The following is a 15,342-nucleotide window of genomic DNA, read 5'->3' as shown; positions in this document are numbered from 1 at the left end:
CGGCGATGATACAGGCAATCGTATTTCTGCCTCTGCTGGGAGCCATTCTCGCGGGGATCATCTCGCTGGTCGGCGCGCATGCGCGCTGCCCGAGCGGCGACACCGTCGACCATCACGACGACGCGCATGCCTCAGCGGCCCACGACGATCACGGCCATGATGATCATGGTCACGACGACCACCACGTCGCCGAGCCGCCGGCGGCCGGATCGCGGCTGGCCGAACTGATCACCACGGGTCTCTTGTTCGTCTCGGCGGCGCTGTCCTGGTTCACGCTGGTCGATGTCGGCTTCATGCACCATGACGCGCGCGTCGTGCTGCTGCCCTGGATCACCTCGGGCGACCTTCAGGTGACCTGGACGCTGCGGGTCGACACCCTGACGGCGGTGATGCTGGTCGTGGTCAACACCGTGTCCGCGCTCGTCCACCTCTATTCCATCGGCTACATGGACGAGGACCCGAACCGGCCGCGCTTCTTCGGCTATCTCTCGCTGTTCACCTTCGCGATGCTGATGCTGGTGACCTCCGACAATCTGGTGCAGCTGTTCTTCGGCTGGGAGGGCGTCGGTCTCGCGAGCTACCTCCTGATCGGGTTCTGGTACCAGAAGCCGTCGGCGAATGCGGCGGCGATCAAGGCGTTCGTGGTCAACCGCGTTGGCGACTTCGGCTTCGCGCTCGGCATCTTCGCGATCTTCGCGCTGGTCGGTTCGACCGACTTCGAGACCATCTTCCACGCCGCGCCCGGGCTGACCGGCAAGACCATCGACTTCTTCGGCTGGCATCCTGATGCGCTGACGCTGACCTGTCTGTTCCTGTTCATGGGCGCGATGGGCAAGTCGGCCCAGTTCCTGCTGCACACCTGGTTGCCGGACGCGATGGAAGGCCCGACCCCGGTGTCGGCGCTGATCCATGCCGCGACCATGGTCACCGCCGGCGTCTTCATGGTGGCGCGGCTGTCGCCGCTGTTCGAGCTGTCGCCGACCGCGCAGGCGGTGGTGATGTTCTTCGGTGCGACCACGGCGTTCTTCGCCGCCACGATCGGCCTCGTGCAGAACGACATCAAGCGCATCGTCGCGTACTCGACCTGTTCGCAGCTCGGCTACATGTTCGTGGCGATGGGAGCGGGGGCCTATTCGGTCGGCATGTTCCATCTGTTCACGCACGCCTTCTTCAAGGCGCTGCTGTTCTTGGGCTCGGGCTCCGTGATCTACGCGATGCACCACGAGCAGGACATCCGCAACATGGGCGGCCTGTGGCGCAAGATCCCGTACACCTTCGCGGTGATGTGCATCGGCACCCTGGCGCTGACCGGCTTCCCGCTGTTTGCCGGCTACTTCTCCAAGGACGCGATCATCGAGGCGGCCTACGCCGCGCACAACCCGTTCGCGACCTACGCCTATCTCTTGACCATCGTGGCTGCTGGCCTGACCTCGTTCTACTCCTGGCGTCTGATCTTCAAGACGTTCTTCGGTGAGCCGCACGACCAGAAGCACTATGAGGCCGCGCATGAGAGCCCGGTGTGGATGCTGGTGCCGATCGGCGTGCTCGCCGCCGGCTCGATCCTGGCGGGTCTGCCGTTCAAGGAAGTGTTCGCCAGCCCGCACGGCGTCGAGGAGTTCTTCCGCGAATCCGTGAAGATGAACCCGCACATCCTCGAGGATATGGAGCACATGCCGAGCTGGCTCGCGCCGCTTCCCACCGTGATGATGGCGCTCGGCCTGTTCGTCTCGTACCTGTTCTACATCCGCAGGCCGTATCTGCCGGTCGAGCTCGCGAACCAGCAGCCGATGCTGTACCAGTTCCTGCTCAACAAATGGTACTTCGACGAGCTGTACGACTTGATCTTCGTGCGCCCGGCGAAGTGGCTCGGCTACACGCTGTGGAAGAAGGGCGACGGCTTCGTCATCGACGGCTTCGGTCCGGACGGCGTCTCGGCCCGCGTGCTCGACGTCACCCGCAACGTCGTGAAATTGCAGACCGGCTACCTCTATCACTACGCGTTCGCGATGCTGATCGGGGCCGCCGGATTGATCACCTGGTTCATGTTCGGCTTGGGAGGCCAGTAAATGACAACCTGGCCCATCCTTTCCGTCACGACCTTCCTACCGGCGGTCGGCGCGATCCTGGTCTACCTGCTGGCGCGGGGCGGCGACGAGACCGCCAGCCGCACGGCGCGCTGGATCGCGCTGTGGACCACGCTGATCACCTTCGCGGTGTCGCTGATCCTGGTCGCGCGTTTCGATCCCACGCAGACCGACTTCCAGTTCGTCGAGAAGACGTCCTGGCTCGCCACCGGCATCACCTACCACATGGGCATCGACGGCATCTCGCTGCCGCTGATCATCCTGACCACCGCGATCATGCCGCTCTGCATCATCGCGAGCTGGAAGTCGGTGACGCAGCGCGTCAGCGAATACATGATGGCGTTCCTGATCCTGGAAACGCTGATGGTCGGCACCTTCTCGGCGCTCGACCTCGTGCTGTTCTATCTGTTCTTCGAGGGCGGCCTGATTCCGATGTTCCTGATCATCGGCGTCTGGGGCGGCCCGCGCCGGGTCTATGCCTCGTTCAAGTTCTTCCTCTACACGTTCCTCGGCTCCGTGCTGATGCTGCTCGCCATCATGGCGCTGTACTGGAACGCCGGCACGACCGATATCCCGACCCTGATGCACACCGCGGTGCCGCGCTCGTTGCAGACCTGGGCGTGGCTCGCGTTCTTCGCCTCGTTCGCGGTGAAGATGCCGATGTGGCCGGTGCACACCTGGCTGCCTGACGCGCATGTCGAGGCGCCGACGGCGGGCTCGGTGATCCTGGCCGCGATCCTGCTGAAGATGGGTGGCTACGGCTTCCTGCGCTTCTCGCTGCCGATGTTCCCGCTGGCCTCGCACGACTTTGCGCCGTTCGTGTTCACGCTGTCGGTCATCGCCATCATCTACACCTCGCTGGTGGCGATGATGCAGGAGGACATGAAGAAGCTGATCGCGTACTCCTCCGTCGCGCATATGGGCTTCGTCACCATGGGCATCTTCGCGGTGACCACGCAGGGCGTCGCCGGCGGCATGTTCCAGATGATCTCGCACGGCATCGTCTCTGGCGCGCTGTTCCTCTGCGTTGGCATCGTCTACGACCGCATGCACACCCGCGAGATCGCGGCCTATGGCGGCCTCGTCAACCGGATGCCGCTCTATGCGATGACCTTCATGGTCTTCACCATGGCCAATGTCGGTCTGCCGGGCACGAGCGGATTCGTCGGCGAGTTCATGACCTTGCTCGGCACCTTCAAGATCTCGCTGCCGACGGCGTTCTTTGCCACCACGGGCGTGATCCTGTCGGCCTGCTACGCGCTCTGGCTCTACCGCAAGGTGGTGTTCGGCGCGCTGGTCAAGCCGTCGCTGATGTCGATCAAGGATCTCACCTTCCGCGAATGCGTGACGCTGTTCCCGCTGATCGCGCTGACCATCCTGTTCGGCGTCTATCCGAAGCCGGTGCTCGACATGTCGGCCGCCTCGGTGCAGCAGCTCGTCAACAATTACAACACCGCCGTGACTGCCGTGAAGGCAGCCGCGCTGGTTACGCAGTAAGGCCGCCGCCATGAGCTTTTCCAGTGCAGGTTATCAGTTGCAGCCGGTGCTGCCGGAGCTGGTGCTCGCGGTCGGCGCCATGGTGCTGTTGATGATCGGAGCCTATCGCGGGCAGGGGACGACGCGGCTGATCACCGCGCTCGCGGTGTGTCTGCTGGTGCTGACCGGCGTGCTGGAGCTCTGGCTGCCGGCCGGCAAGCTCGTCACCTTCGGCGGCAGCTTCATCGTCGACGACTTCGCCCGCTTCCTGAAGATCCTCGCTTTGATCGCCTCGGCGGCAACGCTGATCCTGTCGACCGAGTACCTGTCCCAGCCGTCGACCCGCAATTTCGAGTTCTCGATCCTGGTGCTGCTGTCGACGCTCGGCATGATGGTGCTGATCTCGGCCGGTGACCTGATCTCGCTCTATCTCGGCCTCGAGCTGATGAGCCTTGCGCTCTACGTCGTCGCCGCCAGCCAGCGCGACAATGCCAAGTCGAGCGAAGCCGGCCTGAAGTATTTCGTGCTCGGCGCGCTGTCGTCGGGCATGCTGCTCTACGGCGCCTCGCTGATCTACGGCTTCACCGGCACGGTCAGCTTCGCCGGCATCGCGGCGGCCGCGACCACCGGCAGCATCGGCATCGTGTTCGGCCTGGTGTTCCTGCTCGCCGGCCTCTGCTTCAAGGTCTCGGCGGTGCCGTTCCATATGTGGACGCCCGACGTCTATGAGGGCGCACCGACCCCGGTGACAGCCTTCTTCGCCTCGGCCCCGAAGGTCGCGGCGCTCGCCGTGTTCACCCGTGCGACGCTGACCGCGTTTCCGGGCATCGTTACCCAGTGGCAGCAGATCCTGGTGTTCGTGGCGATCGCCTCGATGGCGCTGGGCTCGTTCGCCGCAATCGGCCAGTCCAACATCAAGCGGCTGATGGCCTATTCCTCGATCGGCCATATGGGCTTTGCGCTGGTCGGCCTCGCCTCCGGCACGGTCGAAGGCGCGCAGGGCGTCTTGATCTACATCGCGATCTATGTCGCGATGACGCTCGGCACCTTCTCGATCATCCTTGCCATGAAGCGCAACGGCCAGGCGCTGGAGCAGATCAGTGATTTCGCCGGCCTGTCCCGCACCAACCCGCTGATTGCTTTCGTCTTCGCGATGCTGCTGTTCTCGCTGGCCGGCGTGCCGCCGCTCGCCGGCTTCTTCGGCAAATGGTACGTGTTCGTCGCCGCGATCAAGGCCAACCTGTTCACGCTCGCGGTGATCGGCGTGCTGACCAGCGTGGTGGGCGCGTTCTATTATCTGTCGATCGTCAAGGTGATGTATTTCGACCAGCCGCTCGGCAAGCTCGACCCGGTCCGCGTCGAGCTGCGCACCGTGCTGGCGGTCGCAGGCATCTTCAATATCTTCTTCTTCGCATATCCGGGACCGCTGGTGAGCGTGGCCACGGCGGCGGCGAAGTCGCTGTTCTAAGGCACATGATCCCGAAAACAGGACGCTGGCTTTCGGATCGGATCATGCGCATAACCTCACTATGACCTTCACGCTCGGACCCCGGGCCATTGCGGCGGGCTATAAGCTCGCCGCCTTCGATCAGATCGGCTCGACCAATGCCGAGGCGATGCTGCGCGCGCGCGACGGCGAGCGCGGGCCGATGTGGTTCGTGACGCCGGAGCAGACCGCTGGCCGCGGACGCCGTCAGCGGGTCTGGGTCGCACCGCGCGGCAATCTCGCCAGCAGCATTCTCGAGGTGACCGACGTTCAGCCGGCGGTTGCCGCGACGCTCGGCTTTGCCGCTGGGCTGTCGCTCGAAGCCGCGTTGCGGAAGGTCAGCATCGAGGCGGCGCTGCGGCTCGGGCCGGACAGCCCGAAATTCACCCTGAAATGGCCGAACGACGTGCTGGCCAACGGCAAGAAGCTCTCGGGCATCCTGCTGGAGGCCGAGGCGGTCGGCGACCGGCTTGCAGTCGTCGTCGGCATCGGCACCAACGTCGTTGCGGCGCCCGAGGGCACGCCGACGCCTGCGGTATCGCTCGCTGCGCTCGGCATCCAGATCGGTGCGGAAGAGCTGTTTGTGGCATTGTCGGATGCTTGGGTCGAGTTTCGCGGCATCTGGGACGATGGCCGCGGCTTCCCGGAGATCCGCAGGCTGTGGCTGGAGCGCGCAGCCGGCCTCGGCGACAGGGTCGCGGTCCAGACCGGCACGGCGACCGTTGAAGGTACCTTTGACACCATCGACGACACCGGCTGCCTGATCGTCCGCACCGCGGCCGGGCAGCGCTTGCCCGTCACGGCCGGCGAGGTCTATTTCGGCACCGCAGCCACAGTGAGGGCCAACTGATGGCGCGACCTGACGAGCTTACCTTTGCACCGCTCGGCGGCGTCGGCGAGATAGGCATGAATTTGTCGATCTATGGGCTCGGCAACCGCCACCAGCGCTCGTTTCTCGCGGTCGATCTCGGCGTCTCCTTCGGCGACGAGGAGCATCTGCCGGGCATCGACCTGATCATGCCGGATGTGCGCTTCCTCGAGAAGGAGCGCAACAATCTGATGGGCCTCGTGCTGACGCACGCCCATGAGGACCATTTCGGCGCGATCATCGATCTCTGGCCGAAGCTCGGCTGCAAGATCTACGCGACGCAGTTCAGCGCGGCGCTGTTCGAGGCCAAATGCGCCGCCGAGCGCAATCCGCCCAAGATCCCGATCACGGTGATCCCGTCGGGCGGGCGGGTCGATATCGGCCCATTCAATGTCGAGTTCATCCCGGTCGCGCATTCGATTCCGGAATCGCACGCGCTGGCGATCAAGACCGATGTCGGCACCGTGCTGCACACCGGCGACTGGAAGATCGATCCGACCCCGATCATCGGCCTGCCGACCGACGAGCGGCGGCTGCGCGAGCTTGGTGACGAAGGCGTGCTGGCGCTGGTCGGCGATTCCACCAACGCGGTGCGCGACGGGCGCTCGCCTTCGGAGACCGAGGTTGCCGCCACCATCAAGAAGCTGGTCAAGGCGGCCAAGGGCCGGGTCGCGGTCACCACCTTCGCCTCCAATGTCGCCCGCGTGAGGGCGGTGGCGGACGCCGCGAACGCCGCCGATCGCGAGGTCGTCGTGGTCGGCCGCGCCATGGAGCGCGTGGTGCAGGTCGCGCGCGAATGCGGCTATCTCGACGGCTCGCACAAATTCCGCAGCGCCGACTATTACGGCCATTTCCCGCCCGACAAGGTGCTGGCGCTGTGCACCGGCAGCCAGGGTGAGCCCCGCGCCGCGCTGGCGCGGATCGCCAATAACGACCATCCGCAGGTGACCCTGAACAGGGGCGACACCGTGATCTTCTCCTCCCGCACCATTCCCGGCAACGAGAAGGCGGTCGGCGGCATCATCAACGGGCTGGTGACGCAGGGCGTCGAAATCATCACCGACCGCGAGCATCTGGTGCACGTCTCCGGCCATCCGCGCCGCGACGAACTGCGCGACATGATCTCCTGGGTGCGGCCGCAGCTCCTGATCCCCGTGCATGGCGAGGCGCTGCATCTCGCCGAGCACGCCAAGTTGGCGCGCGCCGCGGGTGTCCCGAAAGTCCTGACCTGCCGCAACGGCGACCTCGTCAAGCTCGGGCCCGGCGATCCCGGCATCGTCGGCGAAGTGCCGTCGGGGAGGCTCTACAAGGACGGAACCATCCTTGAGGATTCCAAGTCGCGCGCCGTGGTCGAGCGGCGGCGGATGGGTTTTGCCGGCTGCGCCTTCGTCGCCGTCGCCATGACCGCGCAGGGCGAGATGGTCGACGATCCCGAGGTTGATCTCGTCGGCATGCCGGAGAAAAACGCCGCGGGCGAATTGTTCGACGACATCGTGTTCGATGTCGTGGTATCGACGATCGAGGGCCTGCCCCGGCCGCGGCGCCGCGATCCGGACGCACTCGGGGAATCGGTGCGCCGTGCGGTGCGGGCCGCGCTGAACGAGCAGTGGGGCAAGAAGCCGATCTGCGTCGTGCACGTTCTGACGGTCTGACACACGCCCTTAAGGCGTGCGCAACGACAAAGGGAGAGAGATATGCTGGGCCGCCTCAATCACGTCGCCATCGCGGTCAAGGACGCCAGGCAGGCCGCCAAGATCTACGGCACGGCCTTCAATGCCGAGATTTCCGACGCGGTGCCGCTGCCGGAGCATGGCGTCATCACCGTGTTCGTGACGCTGCCCAACACCAAGATCGAGTTCATCGAGCCGCTCGGCGAGGCCTCGCCGATCGCGAAGTTCGTCGAGCGCAACGCCGACGGCGGCATCCACCATGTCTGCTACGACGTGCCCGACATCATCGCCGCCCGCGACCGCATGATCGCCGAGGGCGCGCGGGTGCTGGGCGACGGCCAGCCGAAGATCGGCGCGCACGGCAAGCCGGTGCTGTTCTTCCACCCCAAGGACTTTTCCGGCGCCCTGGTCGAGATCGAACAGGCCTGAGCCCACATGGCGTACCAGATCACCACCGGGCTTGCGATCTACTTCGTCCTTTGGTGGCTCGTGCTGTTCCTGACGCTGCCGTTCGGCATACGGAGCCAGCATGAGGACGGCGTCGGCGCGCCCGGCACCGATCCCGGCGCTCCGATCATGGCGCGGATGGGCCGCAAGCTGTTCTGGACCACGCTGATCTCGGCCGTGATCTTCGCGATCGGCATGTGGGCCTATTATGCCGGCTATCTCTCGATCGAGCGGCTGTCGAAGCTGATGGGGATGCCGTTCTAGAGGTGCATCCGGAAGTAGCCCGCATGACCGAAGCGACATGCGGGAACACTTTCCCGGGTATCTACGCTCACCCGGGCTACGAACTGATGAGGATGCGGTTCTAAAACCGACCAGGATCTGATGCCGATGGAGTGAGGATCAACCTCACCCTGGCGATGCGGAGGAGGCGACCACGATGAAGCTGCAGGCACAGCCGGGCTCCGCCCAGAGCGCCTATCGAATCCTGCGGGAGGCCGATCTGCGCGACTATCTCGCGAGCCTTCCCGCCATCGTCACCCAACTCGGCGGAGCGCCGGCCGGCTGGTCGATCAGCGAGGTCGGTGACGGCAATCTCAACCTCGTCTTCATCGTCAAGGGCAACAGCGGCGGCGTCGCCGTCAAGCAGGCGCTGCCTTATGTGCGGCTGGTCGGCGAGAGCTGGCCGTTGCCGCTGTCGCGGGCGCATTATGAACATCTGGCGCTGGTGCATCAGGCGCGACTGGGGTCGAAGCTCGTGCCGGCTGTGCTGCATCATGACGCGCCGCTTGCGCTTACCGCGATGGAGCTGCTCGAGCCCCACATCATCATGCGCAAGGGCCTGATCGGGGCCACGCGTTATCCGCGCTTTGTCGAGGATATCTCGACATTCCTGGCGCAGACGCTGTTCTTCACGTCCGATCTGGCGCTGTCGGCCGCGGAAAAGGAGCAGGGGATCGCCGATTTCGCCGGCAACCACGCGCTCTGCAAGATCACCGAGGATTTGATCTTCACCGACCCCTATCGCATCGCCGAGCAGAACCGCTGGACCGCGCCATATCTCGACGCGACGGCGGCGGCGTTCCGCGAGGATCTCGACCTGCATGTCGCGATTAGCAGGCTCAAGCTGAAATTCATGGCGAGCCCGGAGGCGCTGCTGCACGGCGATCTGCACACCGGCTCGATCATGGTCACCGACAGCGAGACCAAGGTGATCGATCCCGAGTTCGCCTTCTATGGCCCAATGGGCTTCGACATCGGCGCCGTCATCGGCAATCTCCTGATGGCCTATCTGGCCTCTGCCGGCCACGAGCGCACGCCGGGCGAGCGCGCGTCATTCGAGGTCTGGCTATTGGAAACCATCGAGGGTGTCTGGACAGAATTTTCGCGCAAGTTCCTCGCGCTGTGGCGCAACGACGCGAAGGGCGACGGCTATCCGGTGTCGCTGTTCGCAGGTGAGGCGGGCGCCGCGCGGCTGGAGGCGGAGCGGCAGGCCTACATGGCGCGGCTGTTCCAGGACACGGTCGGCTTTGCCGCGGCCAAGACCATCCGGCGCATCCTTGGTCTCGCGCACAACATCGATTTCGAATGGATCGCGGACGAGAAGCAGCGCGCGATCTGCGAGGCACGGGCCCTCAAGCTCGCCCGCAACATGATGCTGGAGGCGGCATCCTACACGACGATCGGGACGGTCACCTACACGGCGCGCGAGCTGCGCCACTGGCAGCCGGATTTCGCCAGATAACCGGGAGCATCGATCGTCGTGTGCGGCAAGTCGAATTCGCGTCCACGAGGATCGGCAAGGAATGTTCGGCGAGCCGTTCCGCGGGGTTATCCCTGGCGGTCGCGGTGTTCGTTGGTACGACCTTTGTCACCCCTCGAAGCTGCCGCTGAGGAACTAAGATCAAGCCGCAGCGGCATGGACTAGCTTTCGGCCGGACGCACGAAACAGAGAATGCCGGCCTCAGGCGTGAAACAGACCACGGCGCGGTTCGTCGGGTTGTCGGTTCTGTCGATGATCCTGTTTGGCGGGACCCGCAGCCAGAATGGCGCCGACAACTTCCAGCGACCATCGATTAGTACTTCGTAGCCGTCTCGGTCCTGTCGGAACTCTACCGTCCGGCAATCCGCAATCGAGCAGCACGACGCACCGGTGCCTGGTTGCTTCAGGCTCTCAAACCATGGGGCAAGCGCGGGACTTGGGCTATCGGGCGGGGCTGCTACCGCGGCCTGACTTACAGCAAGTCCGACCGCAACGGCGATTTTCCTGCAAACGCTCCCGGTTATATCGCGATGTGCCGTCGCCGCTGACAAGAGAGTAATCCTAGTGACCATGAGTGGACGTTCGGCCCGTCGGCCTCGACATGTCTCATGAGCGAACAGCATTGACGTCTGATGCCGGCTCTGCCGGCCATTTGCGGGTCATGGGATAATGCCGAGGCTCCGCCCCGCCGCCACCGGCCGAACGACGCCATAGCCGTAATCGTAATTGGGCACGGCGCCGCCCGCAGGCAACGCCGTCGCCTGCAATACTGCAATCATGGCTGCCGGATCCGTCGCCGTCGGTGGCTGCCGGGTTCGCAGCGCAGCGATGCACCCGGAAGCGATGGCGCATGATGTGGACGTTCCGGTGTCCGGCTCGAAGCCGCGCGGGCCCCGTAGCACCTTCGAGCCGAGAAACTGCGTGTAGGCAGTGATGTCCGGCTTTTGCGGAGGCATGCCCGCGATAGAAGGTCCTTGCGAGGAATAACAGACGCGCGCGTCGTGAATGTCGCAACCGGCGAGCGTCAGCACTTCGGTGTATGCGTTGGCGCCCATGATCATTCCCGCCGTGCGCTGCAGACATACAGCGCTCGGGCACCCGTTCCCGCAATTGCCGGCTGCGAAAACCACGTCAGCCCCGAATGCCGTTAGCAACCAGACGTAAAATGCGAAAGGGTGATTGGGGTTGTCGATGTAGCGCCTGGGATCGTTGGCCGGAAATTCGTCGAGGCTCGGATGAAAGATGCCCCAACTGTTGTTGACCACCAGCGCGCTCTGCGAAATGGTGCCGATGATCGCCCAGCGCCAGATCAGGATCAAATAGCCACGGATCATTTCCCCGATCGTTGCGCTGACGGTGTGCTCCCCGGCCGGCCGCCCAAGCAGCAACGGATAGTCGAGCAGCGTCACGTTCGGGGCAATCGCGAGCACGCCATAGGCACACATCGTGCCATGTCCGATGCGATTGAGGCCCGGCGTCGTCGCCAGGGTCGGTGGCGTCCAGGAATTGGCAACATCAAGGGCCGGGTTGAAGCCAAGCCGCTTGGCAAGGTGCGGTCTGCAGATGCCGGTATCGACGATGGCGACGGCAACGCCTCCACCATAAAGTCCGTTGTCCTGCAGCGTCGTCGTGTCGAGGTCCTGCCGAACCTGGTGGGTGTCGCCTGTGGCCTGGTTTGCGGGCGGTAAGGCATAGTTGCCGCTTAGATCCGGGTCGGACCAGACCGGCTCGCCATCGTTGAAATTCGATTTCGCGAGGCTCGCGGGAGCAACGTAGGCTCGGATCAGGAATTTCCTCGATTTATCGAGCGCGAGGAGCGAGCGCGCCTTTTTGCCCCTGTCGTTCACAGAGATCGCCGGTCGGCGATCGGCGCCGTCCCAGATCGGCACGGCGCCGAATTCAGTGTCGACGACAAAGTCGTGCTTCGCGTTCGCGTCGGCGTAAACCCGCATTTGCTCGGCTGGGCTCCGGCCCTCCAACATGTCATTCGCAGCCTGGACCAGCGTGTCGTGCTGATTGCGCTGCGCCAGCACCCGTACATAGCCGGTGGACATTTCCCAGGGCTTCACGGCTCCCTCCCGGTCCAGTGGTTCAGGTTGGGCGCGATCTCGCTACCATTCGGTCTGCGCGAGCGCGAACGTGGCGGCATAGAACGGGCAAGCCGTGAGGAAGGGTTTCAAGGCGAGCGCTGACCTGGCGCCCGCATCAATGTCCTCGCGATAATGCAATCCCGCGATCATCCGGTTCATCGCGACTCGCGCAGCCAACGCGCTCAATGCCTGGCTGTATTGAGGCAGCAGGTCAGCAAGGCATGCGGACGTGAGCGTGCCGATGAGCGCATGCCCGGCCGGATAGGCTGGATGCCCCGGGACCGCGACCGGCGGATACAGTGTCGGGCAGACCTGGTTTGGTCGCGGCTGGTACCAATAGGGTGGGGGGGCTGCACCGGCCATGTTCGAATACTGGAGCTTGAGCTGGACCATCGTGAACTCGCCGATCCGGGCCATGATCTTCATCAGCAGGAACGTGTGCGGGTAGGATGCGGCATTGATGTTGAGAAGCTGCAGCCAGCGCAGCTGAAAATTCTGATCTTCCTCCACGATTTCGCCCAACGCTTCGGGTCGCTCCGCGACCGCCAGCACAAGGAGTTCGTCGATCATCTGCGTCGTGACCGGGTAGGTGGGGGGTGGTAGCGCGACCGCCGCCTGCCAGTGCTGGCCTCCGATCTGCTGCGCCAGGAATTCGGGCAGGATCGCCGTGGCGCGCAAATCCGGATCCCATTCCGCTTCCTTGAACTCGGCGTTGTACGCCCGTGGTATCGCGATCTCGGCAAGGGGCCGGTCAGCCCGCATGGCATAAACGGGCGTTGCATTGCCGCCACCCGAGCCGCCTGTCCAGTTGCCTCCGAACCCGCTTCCGAACCAATTGCCCCCCATCACGGACCTCCTGTCGTTCGCTGTGAAAATGCACCACGACTTCAGTCTGGCAAACCCGCCTGCCGCAAATGATCGATGAAGCGCTCCCGCAGACCTTCTCTGAATGGGCACCGCTCACTGTAGGCCGAAAGTTGGAATCGAGGTTGTATCTCAAGAAGAGTCTTGGCGACGGCCCGCGCTTCTGCGCCTCGGCCACTCGCAACATAGGCCGCTGCCAGGACACGCAAGTTGGCGGATAGCCGTCCGTTTAAAGCAGCGGTCTTGCGTGCCCAGACGACCGCCTCATCGAAATTGCCACTGATATAATGCGCTTGGCCGAGGAACATCAGGTAAAAATATGCCTGTGTGTCGGCCGGCGATAGACGCAATCCCTGTTCAGCGCGCGTGATCGCCGATTGCCCCTCCTCAAGGTAGCCGTACACGCCGCTGCTAAGCGTCCAAGCCATAGCATTTCCGGGCGACGCGCTCAATGCTCTATCAAAGAGGTCGAGCGCCGCATCATAGTCTTTGAATAAAAGTGCTTTGGTGTGCCCAAGAACGGCCAACGCGAAGCCGTCAGCCGGCGCACGATCGACCGCGGCAGCGGCAAGGCGTGCACTTTCCGCCGCGTCGGGGCCGCCCTCGGCGCCCCAGCCTTGTGCGACATTGTGAATGTGCCAAAGCGCGGCATAGGCATAGGCGGTCGCATAATTCGGATCCGAAGCGATCGCGGCCTGCAACAATTCGCCCGCTCGGCCGAAGTCGAAGAAATTCATGCGATACATGAAGTCGATCGCCTTCATGAGCAACTCATAGGCATTGAGATTGTCCGAACGCTTGCGGAGCGCCCGCTTCAGCTCCGCCTCGCGGACCTGGGGAGCAATACTCCACACGATGCGCGTCGCAATGCGGCTCTGAAATTCAAATAGCTCGGAGACATCGCCGTCATAGTGATCTGCCCACAGCACGATGCCGGCTTCGACGTCCTTCAACTCCACTCCAATGCGAAGCTGCTTGTCGGCCCGGCGGATGCTGCCGCTCAAGACGTAACGGACCCCGAGTTCTTGGCCGACCTTCTGGCTGTCGACCGGTCCGGTACGATAGGGAAGCGTGGACATGCTTGAGATGACGAACAGGCCACGGATGCTCTGAAGCGCCACAACGATCTCGTCGGCCGTCCCATCGCCGAAGTAATCGTCCTCCGGGCTTCCTTGCGTACGAAACGGCAGCACCGCGATGAAGGGCACCTTGGCCTGACGGCTCGCCCGGCTTGGCGGCAATCGCTCGGCCTCCGGCAGCAGGAGAGAGTAAGCGTGGACGGGTCGCGAAAGGTGCTTGAGCCGGAGCAAGCCGAGATCTTCGACAGCTACCTCGAGCCGGTCCTTGATCTCCTGGAACATCTCATCTGAAATTATGACGCCGCCAGCGGGCGCTGACTGCTCGAGCCTCGCCGCTATGTTGACGCCCTTTCCGAAGATGTCCTCCGATTCGACGATGGTCTGTGCAACGTTCAGACCCATCCGGAATTGTATCTTCCGATCATGTCCTTCTCGGCTCTGCACCGCGGCCACTTCATGCTGCAGGGCGACCGCGCACCGCGCGGCATCAAGCGAAGAATCGAACGAGGCGAGATAGCCGTCACCCGTATTCTTCACGATCTTGCCGCGATAGGAGACGATGCACGGGTTGATCACGCCAAAGCGAAGCGCGCGGAGGCGGACGTGAGTGGCTTCCTCCGCCACCTCGGTGAGGCGAGCATACCCGACGACATCAGCAGCCAGAATGGCGAGCACGCGCCTCTTCGGCGGAGATTCCCCAGTACTGACCCCCGGATGGATCACCGCTATTGCCCCGCGACGTTGCCGAACATGATCAGCATAGCATGACTTGACGCCATTGACAGCGCTCGCCGAACGCCCTGCATTCCAGGACAAATCGACCGTGCTTGCGCGCGGTCGGCGGCTTGGGGTTCGCTGAGGGCGCCCATGCCACTGAGTTGCCCGACGGCGCAAGCTCCCGCAGCAAAAATATTTCGCTTTATCAGAAGAGCAACTCAATATATGAATCCGCCCGTCTCACCCGATCGAGGGGCGCTTCGCGGTCGTCACGAACGTCGGTCGAGATGCGGTGGACGCCGAATGCGCAGTCGACGAATGCGCATGATGCGGACGGCGAAGTCGTGCAGGCCTGACGCCCTAGCGGTAGGTGTCTTTTCGCGAAGCGCGATGCGCCTTGCGAGAACGGTGACAACAAAGCCCAGTCTCGCCGGGGAGAGCACGTATAAGCCGTAAGCCATCGCGCAGGGAAAGCCGGGTTGTTTCCGGTTACACCTGTGGTCCTACCCCCGTGCTTTCTATCCTATGCACGGGGCCCATGGGTGCGATCGGCACCCGGCTTTCCCTGCGCCCTCTTCAAGAGAGAGGGCGGAACGAAAGCGCAAAGCTCGGGCAAATGATGTCGCGAGAATGCGAAGCTGCGTCCCCATACTCATCGTCGTCCTGGCGAAGACCAGGACCCATTACCCCGAATGCCCATTGTTGCGCGACGCTGGGACGACGAATCCCATTCACAACTCCTGCTGCGGAGTATGGGTCCTGGCTTTCGCCAGGACGACAGCGGTGGATGTGCCGCGAT

General features: G+C 63.8%; 11 protein-coding genes. 8 read left to right on the top strand and 3 right to left on the bottom strand.

Annotation, left to right across the window (positions count from 1 at the left end):
- Positions 1-5: 5 nt before the first annotated feature.
- From nuoL to mtnK, 8 genes are all read left to right on the top strand, one after another.
- Positions 6-2,066: an NADH-quinone oxidoreductase subunit L gene (gene nuoL, locus ACVIGB_RS09305; RefSeq protein WP_456722891.1), complete on the top strand. Its 2,061-nt coding sequence runs from the start codon at positions 6-8 to the stop codon at positions 2,064-2,066.
- The gene (locus ACVIGB_RS09300) at positions 2,067-3,581 is read left to right on the top strand and encodes an NADH-quinone oxidoreductase subunit M (protein ID WP_456722892.1); all 1,515 of its coding nucleotides are present in this window, start codon (positions 2,067-2,069) and stop codon (positions 3,579-3,581) included.
- A gap of 10 nt (positions 3,582-3,591) precedes the next feature.
- Positions 3,592-5,028: an NADH-quinone oxidoreductase subunit NuoN gene (gene nuoN, locus ACVIGB_RS09295; protein ID WP_092114636.1), complete on the top strand. Its 1,437-nt coding sequence runs from the start codon at positions 3,592-3,594 to the stop codon at positions 5,026-5,028.
- Between the two features lie 61 nt (positions 5,029-5,089).
- Entirely contained in the window at positions 5,090-5,896 is an 807-nt protein-coding gene (locus tag ACVIGB_RS09290) for a biotin--[acetyl-CoA-carboxylase] ligase (RefSeq protein WP_456722893.1), read from the top strand.
- Positions 5,896-7,566 (top strand): ribonuclease J, encoded by a 1,671-nt coding sequence (locus tag ACVIGB_RS09285; protein WP_456722894.1) that lies wholly within the window; start codon positions 5,896-5,898, stop codon positions 7,564-7,566. Before ACVIGB_RS09290 ends, ACVIGB_RS09285 begins: the two co-directional genes overlap by 1 nt.
- A 42-nt stretch (positions 7,567-7,608) precedes the next feature.
- Positions 7,609-8,013, top strand: coding sequence for a methylmalonyl-CoA epimerase (gene mce / locus ACVIGB_RS09280; RefSeq protein WP_092114633.1), 405 nt, complete (start codon positions 7,609-7,611; stop codon positions 8,011-8,013).
- A 6-nt stretch (positions 8,014-8,019) separates the two neighbouring features.
- The gene (locus tag ACVIGB_RS09275) at positions 8,020-8,295 is read left to right on the top strand and encodes a DUF1467 family protein (protein ID WP_456722895.1); all 276 of its coding nucleotides are present in this window, start codon (positions 8,020-8,022) and stop codon (positions 8,293-8,295) included.
- Between the two features lie 175 nt (positions 8,296-8,470).
- Positions 8,471-9,775 (top strand): S-methyl-5-thioribose kinase, encoded by a 1,305-nt coding sequence (mtnK, locus tag ACVIGB_RS09270; RefSeq protein WP_456722896.1) that lies wholly within the window; start codon positions 8,471-8,473, stop codon positions 9,773-9,775.
- A 677-nt stretch (positions 9,776-10,452) separates the two neighbouring features.
- Here the strand turns inward: mtnK and ACVIGB_RS09265 are convergent.
- The 3 genes from ACVIGB_RS09265 to ACVIGB_RS09255 form a co-directional block, all read right to left on the bottom strand.
- Complete coding sequence (locus ACVIGB_RS09265; RefSeq protein ID WP_456722897.1) at positions 10,453-11,826, bottom strand: S8 family serine peptidase; 1,374 nt, start codon at positions 11,824-11,826, stop codon at positions 10,453-10,455.
- Between the two features lie 78 nt (positions 11,827-11,904).
- Positions 11,905-12,729: a phosphatase PAP2 family protein gene (locus ACVIGB_RS09260; RefSeq protein WP_456722898.1), complete on the bottom strand. Its 825-nt coding sequence runs from the start codon at positions 12,727-12,729 to the stop codon at positions 11,905-11,907.
- 41 nt (positions 12,730-12,770) lie between these two features.
- Positions 12,771-14,501, bottom strand: coding sequence for an adenylate/guanylate cyclase domain-containing protein (locus ACVIGB_RS09255; protein WP_342711414.1), 1,731 nt, complete (start codon positions 14,499-14,501; stop codon positions 12,771-12,773).
- Between the last annotated feature and the right edge of the window lie 841 nt (positions 14,502-15,342).

It is taken from the genome of Bradyrhizobium sp. USDA 4341, from assembly GCF_054063755.1.
The sequence above is the reverse complement of the archived record's forward strand: the minus strand, read 5'-3'. Positions and strand labels throughout refer to the sequence as shown.

Excerpts from the sequence above, each read along its gene's own strand:
- mtnK (WP_456722896.1), top strand. The coding sequence starts at position 8,471 with ATGAAGCTGCAGGCACAGCCGGGCTCCGCCCAGAGCGCCTATCGAATC.
- ACVIGB_RS09300 (WP_456722892.1), top strand. The coding sequence starts at position 2,067 with ATGACAACCTGGCCCATCCTTTCCGTCACGACCTTCCTACCGGCGGTC.
- ACVIGB_RS09275 (WP_456722895.1), top strand. The coding sequence starts at position 8,020 with ATGGCGTACCAGATCACCACCGGGCTTGCGATCTACTTCGTCCTTTGG.
- mce (WP_092114633.1), top strand. The coding sequence starts at position 7,609 with ATGCTGGGCCGCCTCAATCACGTCGCCATCGCGGTCAAGGACGCCAGG.
- ACVIGB_RS09285 (WP_456722894.1), top strand. The coding sequence starts at position 5,896 with ATGGCGCGACCTGACGAGCTTACCTTTGCACCGCTCGGCGGCGTCGGC.
- ACVIGB_RS09260 (WP_456722898.1), bottom strand. The coding sequence starts at position 12,729 with ATGGGGGGCAATTGGTTCGGAAGCGGGTTCGGAGGCAACTGGACAGGC.
- nuoN (WP_092114636.1), top strand. The coding sequence starts at position 3,592 with ATGAGCTTTTCCAGTGCAGGTTATCAGTTGCAGCCGGTGCTGCCGGAG.
- nuoL (WP_456722891.1), top strand. The coding sequence starts at position 6 with ATGATACAGGCAATCGTATTTCTGCCTCTGCTGGGAGCCATTCTCGCG.
- ACVIGB_RS09290 (WP_456722893.1), top strand. The coding sequence starts at position 5,090 with ATGACCTTCACGCTCGGACCCCGGGCCATTGCGGCGGGCTATAAGCTC.